This window comes from Amycolatopsis sp. NPDC052450 (assembly GCF_044547565.1).
GTDB lineage: Bacteria > Actinomycetota > Actinomycetes > Mycobacteriales > Pseudonocardiaceae > Amycolatopsis.
Window position 1 is genome coordinate 68,042 of record NZ_JBIUAQ010000010.1, and the last position, 24,489, is coordinate 92,530.

Consider the following 24,489-nt stretch of genomic DNA (forward strand, 5'->3'; position numbering starts at 1 on the left):
GATGAAGCAGCAAGAAGTCCTCCGGCATGTGACCACGCCGCTCACGAACCCGGCGTACGCGCCGGTGGTCCCCCGGTTCACGAATCGCGAGTACCTGAACATCGTCTACCGCACCGACGCCGACGCCCTGCGCGCCGTCGTGCCGGAGCCGCTGAAGATCGACGAGCCGCTGGTGCGGTTCGAGGTGATGAAGATGGGTGATGTCAGCGGCTACGGGCCCTACACCGAGTCCGGACAGGCGATCCCGGTGAGCTTCGAGGGTGAGCGTGGCGAGTACCTGCACGCGATGTACCTCGACAACTTCCCGGCCACCGCGTCCGGCCGGGAGATCAGCGCCTACCCGAAGACCATCGGATCGCCGAAGCTGTTCGCCGAGAACGGCGCGCTCGTCGGAACGCTCGACTACGGCAGCCAGCGGGTCGCGACCGCGACCATGGGCTACAAGCACCATCGGCTGGACGTCCGCGAGGCCGAAGCGCAGATCACCGTTCCGACGTTCATGCTCAAGACCATCCCGGACTACGACGGTTCGCCGCGGGTCTTCGAACTGGTCCGCACCGAGATCACCGACGTGGTGGTCAAGGAAGCGTGGACCGGGCCGGCGCGGTTGCAACTGTTCCAGCACGTGCTGGCCCCGCTCGCCGATCTCCCGGTGCTGGAGGTCGTTTCGGCGAGCCACATCCTCACCGACCTGACACTCGCCCCGGTCAAGCCGGTCTTCGACTACTTGAAGGGAGCACGGTCATGACTTTTCGCACCGCCGCGGTGATCGGCGCGGGCACCATCGGCCTGTCGTGGACGGCGTTGTTCGCCGCGCACGACATGGAGGTCCTGGTCTCGGACCCGCGGCCGGACCTCGCCGACGCCGTCGCCGACGCACTGGAGACGTTCGCCCCGCATCTCGGCCGGGACGCCGCGGACCTCGCCCCTCGCGTCCACCTCGCCGCTGACGTCTCCGAAGCCGTCCGGAACGCGGATGTCGTGCAGGAGAACGGACCCGAGAACGTCGAGTTCAAGAAGGAACTGTTCGCGACCTTGGTCCGCGAAGCACCGTCTCACGCGCTGCTTCTCAGCTCGTCTTCCGCGATCCCCTCGACGGCTTTCGCTTCGGAGCTGGACGACGCGTCGCGAGTCCTCATCGGACACCCTTTCAACCCGCCGCACCTGATCCCGCTGGTCGAGGTCGTACCCGGTGAGCGCACCAGCGCCGAGTCGGTGGACCGCGCCGTCGAGTTCTACCGGTTCGCCGGCCGCACCCCGGTGGTGGAACGCAAGGAGATCCCCGGCTTCGTCGGCAACCGGCTGCAGAACGCGCTGAGCCGCGAGGCGATCTACCTGGTGGAACAGGGCGTCGTGTCACCGTCCGAACTGGACGCGGTGATGACGAACTCGCTCGGCATCCGCTGGTCCACCGTCGGGCCGTTCCTCGGCTCGCATCTGGGCGGCGGCCCCGGCGGCTACCGGCACATGGCCGAGCACATCGGCAAGTCGATGAAGAAGATGTGGGCGGGCCTCGGTCAGCCCTCGCAGAACCCCGAAGAACAGGAACGGCTCATCGAAGCCGTGGAATCCGCTTACGGCTCCTCCACGTACTCGGAACTGGCCGAGGCGCGCGACCGCAAGCAGCTCGCGGTGCTGTCCGCTTTGGACAGTGCCGTCAGTACCCGCAAGGAGGAGAACTGAGATGACCGCCGACTTCTACGACTACGAGGACCTGCTGCCGGAGGAAGAGCGCAAGCTGCTGCTCAAGACACGGGACTTCATGCGCGCCGAGGTCAAGCCGCTGGTGAACGAGTACTGGGCCAAGGGCGAGTTCCCGCACGAGCTCGTCGGCAAGTTCCGCGAACTCGGCGTCGCCGGGCTGCCCTACGAGGGCTACGGCGAACACCTCCCGGCCACCAGCCACCTGCTCAGCGGCATGATGGCGATGGAGATGACCCGCACGGACCCGTCGGTGGCCACCTTCTTCGGCGTCCACAACGGACTCGCGATGTACAGCATCTACTCGGGCGGCGACCAGGAACAGCGTGACCGCTGGCTCCCGTCGATGGCGGCGATGGACAAGATCGGCGCCTTCGCGATGACCGAGCCGCTCGGCGGATCCGACGTCGCGGGCGGCATGCGGACGACGGCGCGGCGTGAGGGCGACACCTGGATCCTCAACGGTGCCAAGAAGTGGATCGGCAACGCGACCTTCGCCGACCTGGTCATCGTGTGGGCCCGCGACGAGGAAGACAACCACGTCAAGGGTTTCGTCGTCGAGAAGGACTCCCCCGGATTCGTCCCGGTCAAGATCGAGAACAAGTTCGCCTTCCGGATCGTGGAGAACGCGGAGATCACCCTGACCGACGTCCGGGTGCCGGAAGCGAACCGGCTCCACGGCATCGACTCGTTCCGCGACGTCGCCGAGATCCTGCGCGCGACCCGCGGCGGCGTTGCCTGGCAGGCGCTGGGCGTCATGATCGGCGCCTACGAACTCGCGCTGGACTACGCCAAGGAGCGCCGGCAGTTCGGCCGTCCGATCGCGCGGTTCCAGCTGGTGCAGGACCTGCTCGTGAAGAGCCTCGGCAACATCACCGCTTCGTGGGGCATGCTGGTGCAGCTCGCCCGCCTGCAGGACGCCGGGATCTTCAAGGACGAGCACTCCTCGCTGGCGAAGGCCTTCGTGACCTCGCGGATGCGGGAGGTCGTCGCCTGGGGCCGCGAGATCTTCGGCGGCAACGGGATCGTGCTGGACAACGACATCATGCGGTTCTTCACCGACGCCGAGGCGATCTACTCGTTCGAAGGCACCCGGGAGATGAACACGCTGATCGTCGGAAAGGCCATCACCGGCCAGAGCGCTTTCGTGTGATTTGACCGCCTGTCCGTGAAGGCCTCCTTGAGGGACCCAGAGTCCCTCAAGGAGGCCTTCACGGACTTGCTAGCGGTATTTGTCACCGCAGGCGCTTTGGCTTCCGGACGAAAAGCCGTCACGGAAGGCGGAGACCCTGGCGAAGCCCGCCGGAAGCGTCCGGCCCCGGACGTCCGCCGCGATCAGGCTGTTCCGTGTCAGCATCTCGGCGATCGCCTCGTCGAGGTCGCCCGGTGACAACGTGAGCGCCCCGCCGTCCACGATCGTCGACGCCCAGAAACCGGTGAGACAGGCCGTCCGCTGCGCGGCCACCGGACCGTCGAGCCGGAAGCCGCCCTCCTGCTGGACCGCGAGCGTGTAGCGCGACGCGACCTCCGCGAACGCGGCGAAGTCACCGATGCCGCCCTGCCGCCCCCTGCGCGGCGGGGTGCCGATCCGGACGAGGCCATCGAGGTCGAGGTTGATCTGGTTGGACTCCGAGCAGTACGACGCGAGCGCGTCCTCCGCCGTCACGCCGCAGGCCGCTCCGGTGGTGAGCGTCGGCGGGGCGGCCGCGAGGCGGAAAGCCTGCCGCAAACTGGTGGTGAGGTCGGCCAAGGCCTGACGGTCGTCGAGGCGGACGTTCTCCGCCGCGGCCCGCTCGTCGGCCGCGCCTTGCGTACTACGGCCTTCGACTTCCCGCTCGTCGATCCTGGCGCATCGGGCGGGCCCGTCGGTGAAGCCGAACTGGAACGCGGACACCCGATCGAACGCGTTGCCGTGCGCGCTGTCGTCGTCGAAAGCCACGCCGGCGGAGTCACGGATCTGGAACAGCGCCGTGAGCACCTCGTTGAGCCCGCGGCCGGTGGAGACCTGGAACATCGGCGATTTGCCTTCGGCGACCCAGCGGAGGTACGACCCGGTGTAGCAGTCGGCCTGCTGCTCCTTGACGATCGACGGTGTCGCGCCAGGCAGCCCCAACCGGAACTGGACGGCGTGACCGATCTCGTGGGCGAGCACGGCCATGACCGCCGCCTGCCCGATGGAGTCGTTGAGCATCGGCAGTAGTTCGCCGCGATCCCACGCGACGACGTCCTGCCCGGCACAGTAGAAGGCGTTCACCAACCCGGCCGTCGAGGCGCCGCAGATCTCCGTGCCGCGACCGGCCGAATCGTAGGAGAGGAGGGTGGCCAGCGGCCGGAAGTCGCGCTTGAACACCGCGGGCAGATGCTCCCGCCAGTACCGCTGGACGTCGGCGACCGCGTTGGCCGCGAGCCTGTCGATCTCCCCGCCGTCACCACCGTCGACCGGGAGACCCGCGTCGAGCACGCCAGGCTTGAGGCCACTGGGGCCGTCGGTGATCACGAGACCGCCGATCAGGGTGGGATCCACCGGTTGCGCGACTCCGCCCACGGTCGCGGTGCAAGCGGTGAGGCAGAGGCTCAACAGAATCGTCCAGGCAGGCCGGCACTTCATCGCACGATCCCCCGTCTCCCGTGGTTTCCGATGTCGTCTACACGGACGGCGATTCGGTGCGGTTCAAAAGAATCTTGGGGTGGGTTCGCGGGTAGCCGGTCGGGGGCCTTCGCAAGTAGGTGACTACTTGCTTCTTCGGTCTGCGTTCGTAGACCGAGAGAGCACCTGACCAGATGCAGGTATGCACCCAAAATCACCCGTCAGTGGTAAATGCACTGGCTCATTGTTGCTTAAAATTACGAACGCCTGTTCGATTGTTTTGCGGTATTATTGTGGGGTGTCCGAGACTTTCCTTCCCGAGTTGCCGCAGGAACTGTGGCGCGCCGGCAAGTTGGAGCTTGCCCATGGCGTGCAGCAGTCCTTGCAGGTAATCAGGATGGCCACCGCCGGACTGGGGCGGTATCTGGCGGAGATCGAGTCTCGTGGCGTCAAAGACCTGTATGGCTATGGCCGTACGGCCAACTGGTTCGCCGATATAGCGGGACTATCAGTCGGTGAGGCTTGCGCGGTGGTGAACCGGGCCCTCGCGTTGAACCCGACGTGCGCTTTGGATGGCACCGAGGTTCCCGCGGTCGCGCCCGCTACCGCTGCGGTGGCTGCCGAGGGTCTGGTCGGGGATGAGCGGATCGATCAGATCTTGAAGTTCTTGAAGAGGCTCCCGGCCGATTCCTCGGTTGAGGATCGGGCCGGTGCAGAGAAGATCTTGGCCAACCTCGCCCCGAGTGCTGGTCCCCGGCAGCTCGCGGAAGCTGAGGCGAACCTGCTCGCGTTGCTGGATCCCGACGGGAATGAACCGAAAGATCCCGAACCCGCTCAGCCGCGCCGGGAAATCACCCTGGAGCGCCGCAAGGACGGCTTCTGGAAACTCACCGGCCTGCTCGATGACGAAACCGGGGCCCGTACCGCGGCGGCTCTGGAGGCGTATGCGGCGCCGCGGCCGGTGGACGAATTCGGCCAGGCCGATCTGCGGATGAAATGCGAACGCATGGGTGACGCGTGGGTCGACATCCTGGACCTCGCCGTCGCCTGCCCGGACCAGCCCGGTACCAGCGGGTATCGCACTCTGCTGCACGTCACCATCGGACTCGACGAGTTGAAGTCCGGCCTCGGGACCGCCTGCCTCGACTATGTCGGAACCATGACCGCCCGCGAAGCCCGGCTCGCCGCCTGCGACTGCCTCATGCTGCCGGTCGTGATGAGCGCGGCTGGTGAGCCCCTCGATGTGGGGCGGCTGCGACGGTTCGTCACCCCCGGCCAGCGACGAGCGTTGAACATCCGGGATGGCGGTTGCGCGTTCCCCGGGTGTCACCGCAGGCCGAAGAACTGTCACGCTCACCATATTCATCACTGGGCAGACGGAGGCCCTACGAATCTCCGGAATCTCGTGCTGCTGTGCGGTTTCCATCATCGACTGATCCACCACGGTGATTGGGAAGTCCGCATGGCCGCCGAGGGGTTACCGGAGTTCATCCCACCCCAATACCGGGACCCGCTCCGAAAACCCCGCCGCAACACCCTGCACCACGTCTAAACCCCGAGGAGCCCGCCAGCCACACCGGCGACGGGCCCTTCGGCATGCCTACAGGCTGGCAGCACTGGTTCAGATGCGTAGTGCACGGCGCTTGAAGGACTTCCCTCGGCTGAGCCAAGGAAACTCGCCTCCACACCGGACAACGTCAACCCGGCCGCCGGTGTCCCGGTGCGGTGCGGCGGAATCCTCGAAACCGGGCCTGGGATCACGCCGTCGACGCGGGAACTACGCAACCCCTGACCGCCAGACCCCCATTCCACGCATGGGAAACCGCGTGACCCGCCCGTAGTTTCGGCCCTGTGCCCGACATCGAACCCTTCACCATCCATGTTCCCGATCCCGAGCCGGCCGATCTCCACGCGGGTAGAAAGATTCGCCGCCACACCCAGGGCAGGGAAAGCCGGCCGCTCAACGCGGACCTGCGACGCTGCGGGCAGACCGTGCGGGCGCCCGTGGACGGCGCCCTGCTGGCCGCCATCCACGAGGTCAACCTCGCGGTACGCGTCCTGCACCGACGGGGTGTGCGGCAGCTGCCGCACACAAGTACTCGACGGCGTCCCCGACCATCGGGACGACGTGCTACCGCACCATGAACGAGACCGCACCGATGCGATCTATCCCCGCTCAGTTCACACAGCCCGCCATCTCGGGCGGCGCGGAAGACTTCGACGAAGGCGGTGCGGCGACCGAAGACGTGGCCGCCACCGGCTTGATCCCGATCCCACCGGTCGGCTCGCCCACCGCGGCGGCACTTGTCGACGTCAGCGTGGATTTCACGAACGCCTTCACCTCGGCCGGGTCGACCTTGACCGCGTCGCCGTCGGACGGCGTCGGCAGGGAAAGGCTCTGGACCGGGATGGTCTGGAACTTCAGCGCCCCCGAGCTCATCCCCCGCAACTGTTGCGCGAAGCCGATCACATCCCAGCCGCGGTCGAGCACGACCGAGCCCTGGATCGCGCCGACCAGTGCGCTCAGCCTGGTGGGATCGGTGAACGTCCCGGCGTCGAGGACGGTCTTGGCCATACTCGAAAGGAACGCCTGCTGCCGCGCGATGCGGTCCAGGTCGCTGGGCAGCCCGTGCCGTTGCCGGACGAAAGCGAGCGCCTGCGGGCCGGAAAGCAACTGTTTGCCCGCGGGGAACGAAGCCCCGGAGAACTTGTCCTGCACCGGTGCGTTGAGACAGACCTCGACACCGCCGACGGCTTCGCTCAGCGCGGAGAACCCGGCCAGGTTGACCGCCGCGTAGTGGTTGATCGAAAGGCCGGTGAACTGCTCGATGGTCTGGATCGTGAGTTTGGCGCCCGCTTCGTTGGCCTTGACCTCGAGCTGCGGACCGCTCAAACCCTGAGCGCGCAGCGTGTTCATCGCGGCGTTCTTGCCGCGGCTGTACGCCGAGTTGATCTTGTGTTTGCCGAATCCGCCCGCGATGTCCACATAGGAATCACGCGGGATGGAAATGGCTGTCGCGCCCGCTCCGCCCGCCGGGATGTGGACCACGATCATCGTGTCGGTGGTGTCGCCGCCGTCGTCGTCGCTTCCGGCGTGCAACGCGTCGAGGACGTTCTGCGGCAGCGGATTCCCGTTGGAGTCGGTCCGCGAGTCGATTCCGACGAGCAGGATGTTCTGCGCCACCTTCAGCGGCTCGCCCGCCGGGCCGTCGGGCATCTGCGCGGAGGGGGCGATCACGTCGGCCGTGACGATCGCGTCGTCCAAACGGCTCAACTGCGTCCACGCGAAACCCGTGACCCCCAGTACGGCCGTCGACACCAGGCCCAGTGCGACGCGGCCGCCGATCCGCCGTCCACGCGACGTGAGCAGCACGACCTTCTCCCCGCTTCCGTGAATGATCCCCCGAGATCGAGGATCACCGCGTTAGCTGGGAAATACCTGAGAAACGTGTCATAAGCGGGTCTTAAAGCCCGTTCGGACCAGCCGAAGTGATCAAGCAGACAACCGGTCGCGACACGGAGTGCCGGACCGACCGCGCAGCGCTTCCCTAGCGGGGCATCCGGCGCCAGATCGCGCGCGGCACCACGCGCATCACCGCGAACACCAGCCTCAGCAGTCCCGGCACCCATACCGTGTCCCGGCGCTTCCGGAGCGCGGCGACCGTCGCGTCGGCGACCTGATCGGGGGTGCTCGAGAACGGCGCGGGCGCCATTCCCTCAGTCATCCGGCCGATGACGAACCCGGGCCGCACGAGGAGAAGGTGCACGCCGGTGCCGTGCAGGGCGTCGGCCAGCCCGCTCGCGAAACCGTCGAGGCCCGCTTTCGCCGATCCGTAGACGTAGTTCGCCCGCCGGACCCGCACCCCGGCGACCGACGAGAACACCACGAGGCTTCCGCTTCCTTGCTCACGAAGCACATTGGCCACATGCGTCAGCACACTCACGTGCGCCACATAGTCGGTGTGCACGATCGCGACGGCGTGGCCGGCGTCGGCTTCGGCGAGCGCCTGGTCGCCGAGGATCCCGAAAGCGGTGACGACGACATCGAGCGGTCCGTGCTCGGCGACGACCTTCTTGAGGAACGGGCCGTGGCCGTCGAGGTCGTCGGCGTCGAATTCGGCGACGTCGACGGTCTCCGCTCCGGCGGCCAGCAGCCGCTCGGACTCCGCGCCGAGGTCCCCGCTCCGTCGCGCGGCCAGCACGATCCGGCGCGCCCCGCCCTTGGCGAGCCGCTCCGCGACCGCGAGGCCGATCTCGCTGCGTCCGCCCAGTACCAGCACCGTTCCGCTCACGGGACGCAGTCTGCCAGGCGGCTCGTCGTCGCCCGGCAGTGGCACGGTTCACAAACTGCAATTTTGCAGTCTCTGCATCTTTGGGCGTATCGTGGTGCCCATGCCCGAACCCGTCAAAGGTCTCCGCGAGCGCAAGCGGCTGGAAACCCACCGCGCGCTGGCGACCACCGCCGTCCGGCTCGTCGCCGAACGCGGTCTGGACCAGGTGACGGTCGAGGACATCAGCGCGGCGGCGGGGGTCTCGCCGCGTACGTTCTTCAACTACTTCGCGTCCAAAGAGGACGCGGTGGTGATCGCCTACGCCGATCACGTCGAACGGTCACAACGCACCATCGAGCGATTCCTCGCCGCGCCGAAGGAAGTCCGCACTCCACGGGCCTTCATCGACGCGATCAAAGAGGACTTCACCCTCGTGGAGGAGAACCGCGAAGAGTGGCTCGGCCGGATGCGGGCGATCCACGAGAATCCTTCGCTGCATTCACGCGTGGTGGCGATGAACCACCAGACGATCGCGCCGACGATTGAAGCGATCGCGCGCCGCACCGGCACCGATCCCGAGGCCGACCTCTACCCGACTTTGCTGCTGACCACGCTCGGCGCCGCGGTCAACGCGACGCTGATCCTCTGGTACCAGCGCGACGGCAAGGTGTCCGCGCTCGATCTGCTGGACGAAGCCGTCGAAACACTTCTCGCCGGGCTCCCGGAGCCCGGCGGCCGCGCGCGCTGACGCGTCCGGCTCCACAGGAACACGAAGGGGGACAACCATGTCCGTATCCATGACCGAACCGCGAGAACCGGACGCGCCACCGGGATCGATGGGCCGCAAACAGGTCCGCGAAGCCATGTCGGGGCTGATGATGGGCATGTTCGTCGCCATCCTCGCCTCGACGGTGGTCGCGAACGCGTTGCCGCGGATCGTTTCCGAACTCGGCGGCTCGCAGTCGTCCTACACCTGGGTGGTCACCACCGAACTGCTCGCGATGACCGCGACGGTTCCCCTCTGGGGCAAGCTTTCCGATCTGTACAACAAGAAACTGCTGATCCAGCTCTCGCTCGGGCTGTTCGTGGTCGGTTCGCTGGTCGCCGGTTTCGCGGGCAACATCGAGCTCCTGATCGGCAGCCGGGTCGCGCAGGGCATCGGCGCCGGCGGGCTCACCGCGCTCGCGCAGGTGATCATGGCGGCCATCGTTTCGCCGCGTGAACTCGGGAAGTACTCGGGGATCTTCGGTGCCGTGTTCGCCGTCGGGACCATCGCGGGCCCGCTGATCGGCGGCCTCATGGTGGACACGTCGTGGCTCGGCTGGCGCTGGTGCTTCTTCCTCGGGGTCCCGTTCGCGATCGCGGCGATCCTGCTCCTGCAGCGCACTTTGAACCTGCCGACGATCAAACGTGACGTGAAGGTCGACTACCTCGGCGCGTTCCTGATCATGGCCGGTGTCTCGACGCTGCTGGTGTGGTCTTCGCTGGCCGGGCACCAGTTCGCGTGGGGCTCGTGGTGGACGGCCGGCCTGGTGACCGCCGGTGTGGTCATCCTCGCCCTCGCCGTCTACGTCGAGTCGAAGGTGGCGGAGCCGATCCTGCCGCTGAGCCTGTTCCGCAACCACACGATCACCCTGACCACCCTCGCGAGCTTCCTCGTCGGTGTCGCGATGTTCGGCGGGACGGTTTTCCTGTCGCAGTACTTCCAGCTGTCGCTCGGCAAGTCGCCGACGGTGGCCGGACTGCTGAGCCTGCCGATGATCTTCGGCCTCCTCGTCTCCTCGACGGTTTCGGGCCAGCTCATCAGCCGGACGGGCAAGTGGAAGAGCCATCTGCTGCTCGGCTCGGTGCTGATGACCGTGGGCCTCGCCCTGCTGGGGACGCTCGACGCCCACACGAACCTCGTCGTGCTCAGCGCGTTCATGGTGGTGCTCGGGGTCGGCGTCGGCATGCTGATGCAGAACCTGGTCCTGGTGGCGCAGAACGACGTCGACGCGCACGACCTCGGCACGGCGACCTCCACGCTGTCGTTCTTCCGCAGCCTCGGCGGCTCCATCGGGGTGAGCGCGCTGGGCGCGGTGCTCGCGAACCGGGTCGTCGCGCTGATGAGCGAGAAGCTCGGGCCGCTGCCCGGTGGCGGCGAGGGTGGCGCGGTGCCGAACATCGCCACGCTGCCCGAGCCGGTCGCGAACGTCGTCCGCGAGGCCTACGGGGACGCGACCAGCGAGTTGTTCCTGATCAGCGCGCCGATCGCGCTGCTGGTCGTCGTCGCCGTCGCCTTCCTCAAGCACAAGCCGCTCAAGACCCAGTCGGGCAACGAGCGGCTGGCCGAGGAGACCGTCGCCTGACCACCACGAGAGAGGGGCCCGGTTCGCCGAACCGGGCCCCTCTTTTTTCGCGCGCGAAAACCACGGTGGAAATTCGGTAGCGCGATCAAGTGGTTTCAGGCGGCACTGCCGACGCGAATTAGGCGGCGCCGTTCGCTGCCGGTCAGCCCGCCGAAAACGCCGTCGGTCAACCCGTTGTCGACGGCGTAGGCCAGACAGGCCGAAATGACCGGGCACCGTGCGCAAACGGCCTTCGCCCTCGCCGCTTGCCGTGCGCCGGGGCCGGTTTCGGTGACCGGGAAGAACAGTTCGGGATCCTCACCGCGGCAAGCGGCCTCACCGAGGTCGCCCGCCATTCTCGTTTCCATTTTCCTATCACCTCCTCTTTTCCCGATTTTCCCTTCCTCGTCAAACGACTTCTCCCTCCGATGCCGGGTATCCGGCCGGGTGCACCGCGCAAACCTCACCTTGACCGAATCGTTACACTCAGCGGCCCGCTCACTGCACCTGTCCTGTGAGGGCATTCGCGTCAGGCGGCTGAGAGCGGTGAGTGCGGGTGATGGGCCACGACGGGTTCGACGAGTTCTTCCACGCCGAATTTCCGCTGCTCACCGGCTTTCTCTGCAAAACGGGCCACGCGCTGGACCCGGCCCGGGACGCGGCGGCCGAAGCGATGCTCAACGCCTACGAGGACTGGCAGAGCATCACCCAGCCGGAATCGTGGGTCCGCCGCGTCGGGCAGCGGCGCGCGAAGGAGCAGACCGCGGTCCGGGCCGACTGGGCCTTCGCCGACGCCGGCCGGGAGGACAAGCTCACCGTTCTCGCCGATGAGGCGTCGTCCATCCTGACCATGCTGGGGCGGCTGCCGAAACGCCAGCAGCTCGGCATGGCCTGGTCACTGGACGGCTACACGTCGCGGGAGATCGCCGGAGTGCTCGGAATCGCGGAGGAGGCCGTCAGCGCGACACTGCGTCACGCGCGCGGTCGGCTGGCGGAACACGACCCCGGGTTCGTCGACCACCTGGACAGCGCGAACGCCGCCTTCATCGACGCGCTGCGGATGGGGCTCGACGCCGACGACACCCTGTCCCGGATCAAGAACCGCGCGATGATCAGGGAACTCGCACTGGTGGAGCCGGGCAAGGCGGAACCGGAACAGGTGACGGCGTCACGCTGGTACACCCTCGACGAACCCGTCGCCGCCGCCGGACGAGGTGACCGGCGGGCGCTGAACCACCTGCTGGCCACCATCCGCCCGCTCGTGATCCGGTACTGCCGGGCGCGGATCGGCAGACAGGAACGGACGTACGCCTCCGCGGACGACGTCGCGCAGGAAGTCTGCGTGGCGATCCTCCGCGCGCTGCCCACCTACCGCGAACGCGGACGGCCGTTCCTCGCCTTCGTCTACGGCATCGCCCAGCACAAGGTCGCCGACGCCCGCCGCGCCGCCGCCCGCAACCGCACCGAACCCGTCGCCGAAGTCCCCGACGGCGTCTCCGATTCCGCCGGCCCGGAACAACACGCGCTGCACAACGAACTGAGCGACCGGATGGGCGAACTGCTCCGGATCCTGCCTGCCAAGCAGCGGGAGATCGTCGTGTTGCGGATCGTCGTCGGCCTGTCCGCGGAGGAGACCGCCGGCGTGGTCGGCTCGACCGCGGGCGCCGTGCGGGTGGCGCAGCACCGGGCTTTGACGCGGCTGCGCAAGATCCTCACGGAAGACTGGTGAGACCCCCGGACAGAGCCAACCGTGATCGGGCGGACGACTCGCGTGTCTGGAGGGACGGCACACGTGATCGGACGGACGACCCACGGCTCACGGGCGGCAGCGTTCCGCGGTCGCCGCGGCCGTCTTCAGTTCGGGTGCCCCGAGGATGGCCGCGACCGGATCGAGCGCGCCGTGCGTGTCCTTCTGGGCGGAGATGAGTCCTTCGACCGCACGTGCTTGCGCCGCGGTGTCGTTCTTCCCCGACGCGTCCAGATCGGCCTTCGCTTTCACGGTCTTGTCGCGTGCCGAGGTGTACTTCCCCAGGAAGTCCTTCTTCGCCGCCTCTCCGGCCGGGACCGGCGCGGCGGGCAGTGCGCCGAGGCCGTCGACGGTCTTGCTCAGAATGGCCGCGTAGTGCCCGAGCTGGTCGCTCGTGCTCTTCTTGATGGCTTCGACGGTTTCGCCGGTCGCCGAGGTCATCTTGTTGTTGCCTTCGATGAAATCCTTGACCGCGCCGCAGAATCCGTTCATCCAGGCCACCGCCCCGGCCGACTCCGCGACGGACGGCGATGGCGACACCTGTGCCGCCGCCGGGTCCGGAGCGCAACCGGCCAGTACCGTCGCGGCCAGCGCGATTCCCGCCGCGCCCAGGATCCCGGCCGTCTTCTTGTGGGCTGCGCACATGTTCGTTCCCCTCTCTTCCGGCAGGTTCTCCGGCCGGCGCGAGGACTTTGACATGGCGGAACACGCGGAGTCTGCGTCATCTGACTCAGAACGGAAGCTCCGCGCTCGAACTCGTAACGTTCGAGGCACGGCCGCCGGATGGCGTAACGAGGTGCGGACAGGAGGCGAGTACCGCATTACCCCTGTTCGCTTCGAGGGCAACCAGCCGAAGAGGTAGCACCATGGCCATCAAGATCATCGCAGCGCGGCTCGAAGGTGGGAAATTCCACGAAAGCATCACGAAACTGCGTTGGATCAACCCCGGCAGCGGCGAAACCGGCGAGAGTTTCGTTTCGGCGATCGTGGCGTGGATCGAGGACGACGACGGCAAGGCCTACGTGGACGAGGGAATCCACCGGGTCGCCGTGGAGATCCTCAAGCTGACCTTCGGCCCGAAATTCCTGCGCACGCGGGCGGACGGGATCTGGAAGAACAACCTGCTGGAGCTGCCCCGCTTCTGAGGCCGGAGCGTCCACAAAGGACCGTATTGTCCCGGGAGTGCGCCGGGTCCTGCTGGTCCGGTCGACCGCCAGGGAGCGCGACTCTTCTGACCGGCCTCGTTCACTCGATCCGGTATGACCCGGCCCTGAGGTTCAGCACAGCTCCGGTCCACGGGTATCCGAGGGCGAACGAAGGAGGAGAAGATGCCCGACAACGAGCTTCCGGGGTTCCTGATCATCGGCCTGATCTTCGTCGTCGCGGACGGCCAGATCCTCTATCGGGGCGCTCGCCGCTATCTGCGGCCACGAGAGGGCGGCGAAGGAACCGGATCGGCGGCGTGGATGGTGGTCACCGTCTTCCACCTGGTGGCCATCGGCGTGCTGGCCCTGCTCTCGGTCGTGGGACCCGGCTGGTCGGGGTCGATGGCCGCGCTGGTGGGCAGGTTGGGCGTCTTCCTGCTGCTGATGGCCGTGGCGCACGTGCTCACCCTCTCGGTGCTCGCCCGCCAGCGGCAGGACGACGTCGTCGAGGCTCATTTCCAGGAGCACGGGGCCGAACGTTCCCTGTCTCCGAACAGGCCCGAGCCCGAACGCGGGACCAGGCAGACGCCGACGGACGCGGTCTGGCAGCCGACCGTCACGCCGGTGCCCGGACAAGAGGGGCATCATCCCCACGTGAGCCCGGATATCGGGGATCACGGTCCCTACCGGACCTGAGCCGGGAGCCGACGGCGGTCCACGCCAACTCGGCGTCTTGTCACCCATATGGGTACTTCTTGCCAACTCACCTTTCGTGGCAAGTGGATCACCGATTCGTGTCATGCTCCCGCCCACTTGCCGTAGCGGACGCGAGCCGTCCACATCGCCTCACTCCGAGCCCGCTACCGACAGTGTCAACGCACGAAGATCCGACCCCCAGCGCAAAACACGAAAGACCTACATGTTTATCGTGGGAAGATTGACGGCTCGCCATCGGCTCGGAAATCGGTTTTTGACCAGATGCCAACGTGGTGGAAATCTGCGATCGCTCCTCGCGAGAGCACAACCGAACACCGAATCCGAACAAGGAGCCTTTCAATGCAGATGTTCACCCAGCACGTGCACCACGGCCACGACCTGATCACGGGTCTGCTCGCGCACCTGGCTCACGTGCTCGGCTGGCTGGTCTGACGCTCTGGACACAGGGTTGCCGGGGCCGGTCTGTTGGCGCGGGTCGGCCCCTCCTTGTTCTCCACCCGTCACTGGACCATGCGCGACAGTCCGCGGTGAGGCCGCGAAGCTACTCCGGTTTGGTGAAGTCGCCCCGCGTCCAGCGGCGTCGGGCGGCTTCCCAGTCGACGTCCTTGAACCAGGAAAGGCGTTCGAGGGCCTTGTCCCACGAGTAGGTTCTGGCCGAGCGCAGGGTTTCCGCGAACCGGCTGCTGGAGATCTCCAGGAAGTACCGGTCGCGGAAGCCGATCTTCCCCTCGCGTTCCCACGCGGCGGGGACGAGGGCGACCGTCACCCGGTCGGCCAGGGGATGGCGCATGGCCACGATGGCTTCGGTGCCGTCCTCCGGGCACCGAAGATCCTCGGGCGGCGGCTCGGAAAGCTCTTCATCGACCAGGCGCCACCACACATGGCTGTCCTCGCACTGCATCATCCACCACATTGCCGCCCACCTTATCTACCGGTATACGAGGTTCGAGGCAGGTCGGGATAGAAGAAGTGGAGCTTGTGGTTGGTCCCGTTCCCCCAGACGTTGACATGCGGTCCGACCTTCCCGTCGGCACCCTTGAACTCGTGCCCCATCCGGTCGTCGCGCCAGCCGATCTCGCCGTCGTGGCTCTTGCGTCCGATGACCCCGTTCGGGCTCATCCACTTGTCCCCGCGGAAGTCGCTCATGCGGATCGCCTGCGTGCCGTGGCCCATGTCCCCGATGTACTCCGCGGCCGCCTGGCGCGCGGCCCTCCGGCTGGGGAACAGGTAGCCGCCCGCGCCGGATCCGGAGGTATGCGGCTGACCGCCGTACTTCCCGACGGCGTTGTTGAGCCGTCCCTCCGGGCAGGGGGCGAGGCCGAACGGGTCGACGAGCGCCTGCGGATTCGAGACGTAGTTGTGCGGCTGGAAGCCTCCGCCCAGCCCCAGCGGGTCGGCGCTGCCGTAGCGCCCGGTCGAAGGGTCGTAGTGGCGGAAGAAGTTGTAGTCGAACCCGGTTTCCCGGTCGTGGTACTGGCCGGCGAACCGCAGCGGGATGGACACACCGGTGCTGCTCTGCTCGACCGTCTCACCCCATAGCGTGGCCCGCCGGTGCCACGCGATCCCGCCCTGCTCCCCGACGAGTTCGGCGGGGGTTCCGGCCAGATCGGTCACGATCCCGTAGAACTGTTCGTCCACCCACTGCTGGGGCGCGTCGCGCGGGAACGAGTGCTCGTGCTGCAGCAGCGGCCGGAACGAGTCCGGCTCGTACTCCCACGCGGTCACCCGGATCCCGTCCGCCGGGCCACTGTGTGCCTGTTCGGTCACCACGGCGCCGTCCCAGGCGAAGTCGACCTGCTCGGCGACCGAACCGTCCGGGTTCAGCCGCAGTTTGGCCACGCGCCTGCCCATCGGGTCGTACCGGTACCGCCACTGGGTGCCGTCCGGGGTGCGCACCCCGATCAGCCGGTCTTCGGAATCCCAGGAGTACTGCCAGGTGTCGGGTTTGCGCGACAGGCGTTTCCGCTGGCGCAGCACGAGCCGCCCCTGGCCGTCGTAGCCGTAGCGGACGCCGCCCGCCCGGAGCAGGAGGGTGCCGCGGTACTCCCGTTCGCCGATCTCGTCCGCGGGTGCCGCGCCAGGGGCCTGCGGCCAGACCGCGGCGGTCGTGTTGCCCGCCGCGTCATAGAGGTAGCGCTCGGTCCAGTTCGGTCCGCTCACCTGGGTGACCCTGTCGGCCCGGTCGTGGGTGAACGTACGGGGCCCGGCGAGCCGGTCGTGCATGGCGATCGCCTGATCACCGGCGGCGTACTGGTAGGACCGTTGCTGCAGCACGTTCCCGCCGGTTCCGGTGAGCACCTGACTGCTCAGCCGATGCTGGTCGTCCCAGCCCTGGGCCAGGAAGACCTGATCGCCGAAGCTGCGCTGGATCTCCTGGCCGGCGGCGTCGTGGCCGAACCGCACCAGCCGCCCGGCGGAGTGCAGGGACATCGGGTGGCCGGCGGCGTCGAATTCCCACGCCGACGCCACGCCCGACGGGGTCTGCCGCCGCACCCGGCGTCCCACCGCGTCGTAGGCCGAGTGCACGGCCCGGCCGTTGATGCTCTCGGAGACGACCTGGCCGAGTACGTCTCGCTGGATCGCGACGTGGGTTTCGGCGTCGCGTGCCTCGACGAGCCTGCCCATCGGGTCGTAGCGGAAGGTCGCGCTCGTGGCGGCGTTGCCGCGTTCGATGATGTTGCCCAACGAGTCGTAGGCGAGCCGGGTGACTTCCCCGGCGCCGTTGGTGCGTTCGACGAGCTGACCGGCCGCGTCGTGCCGGTACCGGATCGTGCGGTTGTTGAAATCCGTTTCGGCGATGGTGTTCCCGGCCGGGTCGTACTCGTAGCGCCAGACCAGCCCCTGCTCGTTCGTGACACTCACCAGCTGCCGCTCGGTGTCGTAGCCGAAGCTCAGCCGGCTGCCGTCCGGACCGGTCTGCACGGACGGCAGGTCGAAGTGCGTCACCTCGAACCGGGTCGTCCGCGCCTGCCTGTCGGTGTACTCGCGCAGGTTTCCCTCACCGTCGTAGGTCCAGCGCTCGCTGGTGCCGTCCACCCACTCGCGCCAGGCCGGTTTGCCGTCCGTGGTCCAGCCGAGCCGGGTCCGCTCCCCCAGCGGATCGGTGATGGAGGTGACCCTGCCGAACTGGTCGCGCTCGTAGCGGACGGTCGCGCCGAGCGGGTCGGTCAGGGAGAGCGGGAGCCCGGCCCCGTCGGTGCTCATCCGCCAGCTGTGGCCCAGCGCGTCGGTGACGGCGCCGAGCCTGCCCCGCTCGTCGTGGTCGAAGGTCGTGACCGCCCCGGCGGCGTCGGTGAGCCGGGCGAGGTTGCCGTGCTCGTCGTACTCGCGGCGGACCACCGCGCCGTCCGGCTGGACGATGATGACCGGCAGCCCAAGCTCGCCGTACTCGAACCGGGTCTGAGACCCGTCGGGCCGGGTGACGGTGACGGGATTTCCCGCGTCGTCGTAGTCGAAACGGGTGGTGCGGCCCAGCGGGTCCGTCCGCCGGAGCAAGCGGTCGAAGCGGTCCCATTCGGACACGACCGTCGCGCCGAGCGGATCGACTTCCCGGATCACCTGGCCGGCTTCGTTCATCTGGAACACGCTGCGGTTGCCCAGCGAATCGGTGAAGTACGTGGTGCTGTTCCCGGTGTCGTACTCCAGGGTGCTGGACAGGAATCCGCCGGACCCTTCGGTGCGAACGCACCGGCCCGCGCCGTCGTAGACGTAGCGATACCACTTGTCGTTGCGGTCGGTCCAGCCGACGATCCGGCCCTCGGCGTCGTAGTCGAAGCGAGTGGGCAGCCCGGAGGGGTTGATCACCTCCGTGAGCCGGCCCGCCGTGTAGCCGTAGCGCATGAGCTCGGTTTCACCGCCGTCGGCGGCGATCGCGTGCAGGGCCGTGACCAGGTTGCCCGCGGTCTCGATCCGGATCCGGTACCCCGCGCTGTGGGTGATCTCCTGCGGCACTCCCCGCTCGTCGTAGCCGAAGTCGATCCGGTTGCCGTTCCGGTCGGTGATCGACGACACGGGCAGCACCGCCGCGCCCGGCGCGAAGGACAGGGTCAGCGCCTGGGAGCGGTCCTCGATCAGGTAACCGCCGTCTTCACCACGGCGCAGCAAGCGTGCCGGTCCCTGGTCGCTGGACACCGCGGAACCGAGGGCCGGCACCGGATAGTGCTGCAGGGTCCCGTCCGCGGCGGCGAAAGTGACACCGGAATCGTCCACCTCCAGCCGCTGGTCCACTGTGGACACCCAGCTCGACCCGAACCAGCGGCCCGCCCGGTGGTTCGAGAAGTGCGTGCGCTCGAAGACCAGCGGGAGCACGCCGGGGAACTCGGCATCGGTCTGGTCGAGCACCATCTGCCCGGTCGACACGTCGATCGGGTCCGTCACGCACCGCGTGTTGTCCGGCGAACGCGGGTTCGGCTTCTCGCCGCGCAGTCCGCCGCCACCGCGTGAGCCCGACGGACCGGTACCGCCGCGGGAACCGCCGCTTCCGTGGGAGCCCCCGCCACCCGCTGGGGAGTCGTGACCGCCGGACGACTGCCCGCCGGACGAGCCCTGCCCGTCCTTCCCGCCGCCATGATTCCCGCCGCCGGAAGCGCTGCTCGACGAAGTGCCGTCTCCGCCGCCGTTCCTCGGCGGCGGGGAGCCGTGGTCACCGGAAGGGGTGACCCCGTCGTCGCCGTTCTTGCCGCCTTTGCCGCCTGGCGGGCCCTTCGTGTCGATGCCCTTGGGCTTGCCCGGCGGCTTGGGTGTGCCGCCCTTGAGCCCCTTGAGCGCCTTGGCGGCGTCCTCGAACAGCGTCCCGGCCTTCTTCAGCAGCGGCATCAAGGCCTTGAGGGCTTTGACCAGCTTGGTGGTCACCTGGGCGATCTTCGACGCGGTCTTGGCCACCGCGGACACGACCTGCGGCACGACCCAGGCCAACCCGATGCCGAGGGTGAACACGACCTGCAACGCCCAGGAGATCAGGTGGCCGATCAGGTCGGCGATGGTGTCACGCACCAGCGATCGCACGGCCGCGACGATTTCACCGGCGGTCTTGACTCCGCTGCCGGCGCCTTCGGAGCCCTTCTGGGCGCCGGCGATCAAGGCCGAGGTGTCGTCGGCGCGTTTGCGGTAGGCGTCGGCGGCGTCGCCCTTCCATTCCTGCAGGTCCTTCTTGACCAGGTCCGTCAACTCCGCCGAGACGCTCTCCAGCTCTTTGGCGATGTTGGTCCACGTCTCGGCCTGGGCCTTGACCTCGTCGGCGTTTCCGGTGAGCGCGTCGAGGGCTTCCTTGAGCGGGCCGACGTGCTCCATCAGCCAGCCGACACCGGCGGCGAAGACCGCGCCGAACGGGTCCATCACCGCGGTCAGCACGTCCAGAGCGGTGCCGACGGCGCCGATCGCGACCGCCGCCCAGTTCTTGCTCTCGATCGCTTCCTTGAGCCCTGTCGCATCCTCCAGCAACGGAACCCCGGCCACCGCCGATGTCTCCTTCACCGGTGCGACCAACGGATTAGCCATGCGGCGAACAACCCCCCGTGAATCCGACTCGACCTGGACGCGTCCGCCGACGCTAGTGATCTTCGAGCAGGGACACCACGAACACGGGAACCTCTGCCCGAACGACCTACCGGAATTGCCTGAAAACCCTTGTGGGCACCATCTCCGGCATCGATCATCCGCTGTCCCCCAGCGATTACTGCTTCTGTTCTTGGGCGAAGCGGTCGGTGGCGGCGATGATCGCGGTGGTCATGCTGTCGCCGTTGTGTCCGGTGTCGTCGAGAACCACGAGCACACTTCCGGGCCAAGCCCGGTGCAGTGACCAAGCGATCCCGAGTGGACTGCTGGCGTCGTAGCGCCCGTGGATCAGCACGGCGGGAATCCCGTGGAGTCGCTCGATGTCGCGCAGCAGTTGCCCTTCGTCGAGAAAGCAGCCATTGGACCAGTAGTGGGTGACGAGACGGGCGAAGGTCAGCTGGAATCCCGGGTCGGCGATCGACAGGAACGGGGTGGCGTCGGGGGCCAGCGAGATGTGCGTGTCCTCCCATTCGCACCACCTGTGTGCGGCCTCGGCGCGGATTTCGGGGTCGGGGTCGTGGAGCAACCGGCTGTAGGCGGCCGACAGGTCGCCGTCGCGTTCGGCGACGGGCACACCGTCGCGGAATCGTTCCCACTCGCGCGGGAAGACGCGACCCATGTCGCGGGTGATCCAGGTGGTGTCGCGCCGGTCGCCGGTGGTGACGGCGGCGAGTACCAGTTCGGTCACCCGCGCGGGATGCGCCTGGGCGTAGGCGAGAGCGAGTGTCACGCCCCACGAGCGACCCCACACCAGCCAGCGGACGATTCCCAGGTGGCTCCGCAGTGTCTCGATGTCCTCGACGAGGTGCTGCGTGGTGTTGGCCGACAGGTCCACGACCGGATCCGCGGCCGAAGGGATGCTGCGCCCGGAATTGCGCTGGTCGAACAGGATCACCCGGTAGCGGTCCGGGTCGAAAAGGCTCCGCATCCCAGGAAAGCTCCCCGTCCCGGGACCACCGTGCAGCACGATCACAGGCTTGCCACCGGGGTTGCCCGACACCTCCCAATACAGCGAATGGCCGTCACCGACATCCAACATGCCTGATTCGTACGGCTCGATCGGTGGATAAAGCGCGTCATCGAATGCCATCCACACATGATCTCGCACGCGGGTATTCGACGAGAGGGAGATGGGCTCGAAGTCGTAAATGGCAGCACGGGCCACCAGTGCGTCTTAGCGCCAGCCTGTGGAGCCCGTGACCGTATGGTGGTCACGGGCTCCACAGGGTCAGCTCATTGGACGGTGAGGCTGTATTCGGCGGTACCGGTTTTGCCGGTGCTGTCGGTCGCGGTGATGGTGATCTTGTAGGTGCCGCGCTGGAACGGGGCGGCGATGGACATGCGTGCTGTACCGCCCGGGGCGACGGTGGCCGGCTGGAACATCGGGTTCAGCGTAAGTCCCGTCGCGGTGAGTGTGCTGTTGCCCATTCCTCCGGCGACGGTGACGGTCGCGTTGACGAACGAGCCGGATGTCACCGTTCCCGCACCGGGAGAGACAGTCGGCTTGGGACCTTCCGTGGAACCGCCGTCGCCGACGGTCAGGGTGTAGTCGGCGGACTTGGTGCCGGATGGGCCTTTCGCCGTGACGGTGATCCGGTGCGTGCCTTTCGGGGTGCTCGCCGCGGTCTCCACGGTGAGTTTGGCGACGTCGCCGGAGTTGAGGGACGCGCCGGGCTGGAACGTGGCCGTCGCGCCGGCGGGCAGGCCGGTGGCGGCCAAGTCGACCTTTTCGGGTCCCGCGTCGCCGGCCTTGGTCACGACGGAGGTCGAGATGTACTTGCCGGGTTCGACCTTGCCCGCCGCCGGGCTGAGGGAGACGCCGAACTTCCCGTCACCGGGCTGAGTGCCGCCGATCTCGCCGCGGGCCCAGTCGCCCATTTCGTTGGTGAGCCGGGCCATGATGCTGTAGCGGTCGCATCCGCTCGAGCCCCACGAAACGACACCGACGATCACGCCGTCCACGATGAACGGCCCGCCGCTGTCGCCGGAGCAGGTCGCGGTGCGCCCGTCGTCGTACCCGACGCACACCATGAGGTCGGGATTCACCCGCACGTTGAACACCTGGCAGGTGGTCGCGTCGTTGACCGGCATCGTGGTCTTGTACAGCGTGCCGGATCCACCGTTGGCCGAGGTGCGTCCGTAGCCGACCGCGGCGCCCGACTTCCCCGGCTTGGTCAGCTCGGCATCACCCGATCCGGCCACCTTGGCCCACTGGCTCTCCGGGACGGGCAGGTCGGTCTCTGTGGTGATCACCGCGACGTCGTAGCCGGTCTGCCAGGAGTTCGGCCCCGTGTAGCGGGGGTGCACTTTGTAGGAGGCGACAGGGGTGCGGAAGGTTTCGTCACCTGGAGTGTTCAGGTCGTCGTCGCCGTAGAGGTAGCTCTTAGCGCCGCCGACGTCGATCATGCAATGCGCCGCGGTGATGATCTTGCGCTTGCCGACGACGGAAGCGGTGCAGGACTGTCCCTGTGGACCGCCGCCACCGGCTCGCAGACCCGCGATGATGTAAGGGTTTTCCCGCACGGTCGTACGTTGTCCGTTGACCACCTGGGTTCCCATGTCCGGGGGACGCAGCTGGTCGGTGGGTGTCGCGGCGGTGGCGAGAGGTCCGGCGTTCGCTGTCCCGGTCGCGGGCGAAGTGATCACGGCCAGTGCCATGGCGACCGCTGTGACCAGACGTGCTGTTCTCATCGTGCTCCTCGGTTCGCAGGGCGTTCCGGATCAGAACGTGATCGACCAGCCGGTCAAGGTGCCGGTGTCGAAGCGGTGGATGTCGCGCACCTGAAGCTTCCAGGTGCCGTTGGCGTTCTCGGCGGAGGCGTTCACGGTGAAGGTCTGATGCACACCGCTTGCCTCGCCGGCCCCACCTGCTGGTTTGAGAACCGCTGTGGCCCCGCTCGGTCCGATCAGGTCGATCGCGAGGTCCCCGGAGTAGGTGTGGTCGATGTCCACCCGTACGGCCAGTTCCGCCGACGCGTTGCCGTCGCAGCCGCTCTGGGTCACGATGCTGCCTACGGCGGCCCCGCCGTCGGGGATGGACACATCCTCGTCATTGGACTTGACACCGCACTTGGGCGGCGTGCCACCGCCGATGAATCCGGTGTAGAGCAACGCGTCCGGCGAGCCCGCGCCGGGATCGGTCACCAGCCCCGGTGAGGCGTTGCGGACGAGCGCATCGCGTACTTGCTGCGGTGTCGCGCCGGGATTCGCGGCGAGGTACAGCGCAGCCGCACCCGCACCGTGCGGCGAAGCCATCGAAGTGCCGCTGCCGGTTCGGTAGCCGCCGGTGTGGTCGGTGGAATAGATGTTGCCGCCCGGGGCGAACAGGTCGACACACTTCCCGTAGTTCCCGCTACGGCCGCCGCCCTGGTTGATCCAGCCGACGGTCAACGCTTCGGGGGTACGGCCGGGGCTGGCCGTGCAGGCGTCCTGGCCGTTGTTGCCCGCGGCTACCGCGACCACGAAACCCTTGTCCACCAACGCTTTCACTTGAGCGTCGCCGACGCCGACGGTGTCCATGACCAGGCTCAGGTTGACCACGGCCGGTTTGCTCCCGTTGGCGGCCACCCATTCCAGTCCGCTGACGGTCGCCGAGTCCGGCCCGGAACCGCCACAGCCCAGCGAGCGGACCGCCACCACCTTGGCCTTCTTGGCAACGCCGACGGTCTTGCCCGCGATGGTGCCCGCCACGTGGGAACCGTGCCAGAAACAGTCGCTCGCGTCGTTGTCGTTGTCGATGAAATCGCGGCCATGCGCGGCCCGGCCCTCGAATTCGGTGTGCTGAATACCCACGCCGGAGTCGACGACGTACGCGGTGGCACCCTCGCCGCCGTTGGGGTAGACGTACTTCTTGTCCAAGGTCTTCGTGCGCTGGTCGATCTGATCCAGCCCCCACGACGGCGGGTTCGGCTGCTCTCCGGCGGCACGTGCGACGCCGTCCTGGTGCACCGTCCGCACCGCCGGGTCGGCGGCCAGGCGCCGGGCCTGCCGCTCGCTCAGGTCTCGGACCGAGAACCCGTTCAGAGTCAGCGCGTAGGTGTCGACCACCGCACCGCCGTAGCGCTGGGTCAACGAGGCGGCCCCACCCTGAGCGGCTGCCTGCGCGCCGTCCCGGAGGACCACTATGTAGCGACCGGCAAGGGGCTGCCGGGCTTGCACGACGTCGCTTTCGGGCGTCGCGGCCGACGCGGCGGGGCTCACCGCCACCAGTGCGGCCGCGATGCCGAACAGACCTAACGTCATTCGGGTCTTGTGCATCTCTCCTCCATTTCCCGTGTGCGCCTGGCGCACCGCTTCACCATTCGGCGCGGACGGAGCGGAAACAATCGTGGTGAGACCCCGGAGGGGTACGGCATTACCGTGCTCAGGGTTACGTGGTGACGGCGGTCCGACGTATCGTTGCGGCCTCTCGGAATGGGTGTGACCAGCGCGGAGGTGCCAA

Annotated in this window: 19 protein-coding genes; 9 read left to right on the plus strand and 10 right to left on the minus strand. The window is 67.7% G+C overall.

Translation table 11 applies throughout. The features are described 5' to 3' along the window. Window position 1 precedes the first annotated feature (1 nt). The 3 genes from ACIHAO_RS18760 to ACIHAO_RS18770 are packed head-to-tail and all read left to right on the plus strand — an operon-like array spanning window position 2 to window position 2,854. Window positions 2-748, plus strand: a complete 747-nt coding sequence (locus ACIHAO_RS18760) for an acetoacetate decarboxylase (protein ID WP_396559393.1) — start codon at window positions 2-4, stop codon at window positions 746-748. Then, window positions 745-1,683, plus strand: coding sequence for a 3-hydroxyacyl-CoA dehydrogenase NAD-binding domain-containing protein (locus ACIHAO_RS18765; protein WP_396559395.1), 939 nt, complete (start codon window positions 745-747; stop codon window positions 1,681-1,683). The genes ACIHAO_RS18760 and ACIHAO_RS18765 overlap by 4 nt, the downstream gene beginning before the upstream one ends. 1 nt (window position 1,684) lies before the next feature. Continuing rightward, window positions 1,685-2,854, plus strand: a complete 1,170-nt coding sequence (locus ACIHAO_RS18770; protein WP_396559397.1) for an acyl-CoA dehydrogenase family protein — start codon at window positions 1,685-1,687, stop codon at window positions 2,852-2,854. A 69-nt stretch (window positions 2,855-2,923) separates the two neighbouring features. Here ACIHAO_RS18770 and ACIHAO_RS18775 read toward each other — a convergent pair whose 3' ends face one another. After that, window positions 2,924-4,225, minus strand: a complete 1,302-nt coding sequence (locus tag ACIHAO_RS18775; RefSeq protein ID WP_396559399.1) for a neutral zinc metallopeptidase — start codon at window positions 4,223-4,225, stop codon at window positions 2,924-2,926. A gap of 361 nt (window positions 4,226-4,586) precedes the next feature. Here ACIHAO_RS18775 and ACIHAO_RS18780 point away from each other — a divergent pair, with 361 nt between their 5' ends. Then, window positions 4,587-5,840, plus strand: a complete 1,254-nt coding sequence (locus tag ACIHAO_RS18780) for a DUF222 domain-containing protein (RefSeq protein ID WP_396559738.1) — start codon at window positions 4,587-4,589, stop codon at window positions 5,838-5,840. 624 nt (window positions 5,841-6,464) lie between these two features. Here the strand turns inward: ACIHAO_RS18780 and ACIHAO_RS18785 are convergent. Together ACIHAO_RS18785 and ACIHAO_RS18790 are read right to left on the minus strand one after the other, a co-directional pair. Next, window positions 6,465-7,661, minus strand: a complete 1,197-nt coding sequence (locus ACIHAO_RS18785; protein ID WP_396559401.1) for an LCP family protein — start codon at window positions 7,659-7,661, stop codon at window positions 6,465-6,467. Window positions 7,662-7,836: 175 nt separating this feature from the next. Beyond that, on the minus strand, window positions 7,837-8,580 hold the full coding sequence (locus ACIHAO_RS18790; RefSeq protein ID WP_396559403.1) for an SDR family NAD(P)-dependent oxidoreductase: 744 nt from the start codon (window positions 8,578-8,580) through the stop codon (window positions 7,837-7,839). Between the two features lie 100 nt (window positions 8,581-8,680). Here ACIHAO_RS18790 and ACIHAO_RS18795 point away from each other — a divergent pair, with 100 nt between their 5' ends. Further along, window positions 8,681-9,307: a TetR/AcrR family transcriptional regulator gene (locus tag ACIHAO_RS18795; protein ID WP_396559405.1), complete on the plus strand. Its 627-nt coding sequence runs from the start codon at window positions 8,681-8,683 to the stop codon at window positions 9,305-9,307. Window positions 9,308-9,344: 37 nt separating this feature from the next. Continuing rightward, window positions 9,345-10,907, plus strand: coding sequence for an MDR family MFS transporter (locus ACIHAO_RS18800; RefSeq protein ID WP_396559407.1), 1,563 nt, complete (start codon window positions 9,345-9,347; stop codon window positions 10,905-10,907). A 95-nt stretch (window positions 10,908-11,002) separates the two neighbouring features. On the opposite strand, the gene ACIHAO_RS18805 is transcribed toward ACIHAO_RS18800, so the two are convergent. Next, window positions 11,003-11,254 carry a WhiB family transcriptional regulator gene (locus ACIHAO_RS18805; RefSeq protein WP_125793324.1) on the minus strand — a complete coding sequence of 84 codons (252 nt, stop codon included), beginning with the start codon at window positions 11,252-11,254 and terminating at the stop codon, window positions 11,003-11,005. Between the two features lie 191 nt (window positions 11,255-11,445). Here ACIHAO_RS18805 and shbA point away from each other — a divergent pair, with 191 nt between their 5' ends. Beyond that, entirely contained in the window at window positions 11,446-12,615 is a 1,170-nt protein-coding gene (gene shbA / locus ACIHAO_RS18810) for an RNA polymerase sigma factor ShbA (RefSeq protein WP_396559409.1), read from the plus strand. An 87-nt stretch (window positions 12,616-12,702) separates the two neighbouring features. On the opposite strand, the gene ACIHAO_RS18815 is transcribed toward shbA, so the two are convergent. After that, window positions 12,703-13,278, minus strand: a complete 576-nt coding sequence (locus ACIHAO_RS18815) for a hypothetical protein (protein WP_396559411.1) — start codon at window positions 13,276-13,278, stop codon at window positions 12,703-12,705. A gap of 221 nt (window positions 13,279-13,499) precedes the next feature. Between ACIHAO_RS18815 and ACIHAO_RS18820 the strand changes: the two genes are divergently transcribed. Both ACIHAO_RS18820 and ACIHAO_RS18825 read left to right on the plus strand, forming a co-directional pair. Further along, entirely contained in the window at window positions 13,500-13,778 is a 279-nt protein-coding gene (locus tag ACIHAO_RS18820; protein ID WP_125793322.1) for a DUF3892 domain-containing protein, read from the plus strand. Between the two features lie 183 nt (window positions 13,779-13,961). Continuing rightward, complete coding sequence (locus ACIHAO_RS18825) at window positions 13,962-14,474, plus strand: hypothetical protein (RefSeq protein ID WP_396559413.1); 513 nt, start codon at window positions 13,962-13,964, stop codon at window positions 14,472-14,474. Between the two features lie 562 nt (window positions 14,475-15,036). On the opposite strand, the gene ACIHAO_RS18830 is transcribed toward ACIHAO_RS18825, so the two are convergent. The 5 genes from ACIHAO_RS18830 to ACIHAO_RS18850 all read right to left on the minus strand — a co-directional run bounded on the left by ACIHAO_RS18830 (window position 15,037) and on the right by ACIHAO_RS18850 (window position 24,290). Then, window positions 15,037-15,408: a hypothetical protein gene (locus ACIHAO_RS18830; RefSeq protein WP_396559415.1), complete on the minus strand. Its 372-nt coding sequence runs from the start codon at window positions 15,406-15,408 to the stop codon at window positions 15,037-15,039. 11 nt (window positions 15,409-15,419) lie between these two features. Then, complete coding sequence (locus ACIHAO_RS18835; RefSeq protein WP_396559417.1) at window positions 15,420-19,991, minus strand: DUF6531 domain-containing protein; 4,572 nt, start codon at window positions 19,989-19,991, stop codon at window positions 15,420-15,422. 175 nt (window positions 19,992-20,166) lie between these two features. After that, the gene (gene pip / locus ACIHAO_RS18840; RefSeq protein WP_396559419.1) at window positions 20,167-21,138 is read right to left on the minus strand and encodes a prolyl aminopeptidase; all 972 of its coding nucleotides are present in this window, start codon (window positions 21,136-21,138) and stop codon (window positions 20,167-20,169) included. A gap of 143 nt (window positions 21,139-21,281) precedes the next feature. After that, a complete protein-coding gene (locus ACIHAO_RS18845; RefSeq protein ID WP_396559421.1) occupies window positions 21,282-22,739 on the minus strand; it encodes a trypsin-like serine protease in 1,458 nt (485 codons plus the stop codon). Window positions 22,740-22,769: 30 nt separating this feature from the next. Next, the gene (locus ACIHAO_RS18850; protein WP_396559423.1) at window positions 22,770-24,290 is read right to left on the minus strand and encodes a S8 family serine peptidase; all 1,521 of its coding nucleotides are present in this window, start codon (window positions 24,288-24,290) and stop codon (window positions 22,770-22,772) included. Between the last annotated feature and the right edge of the window lie 199 nt (window positions 24,291-24,489).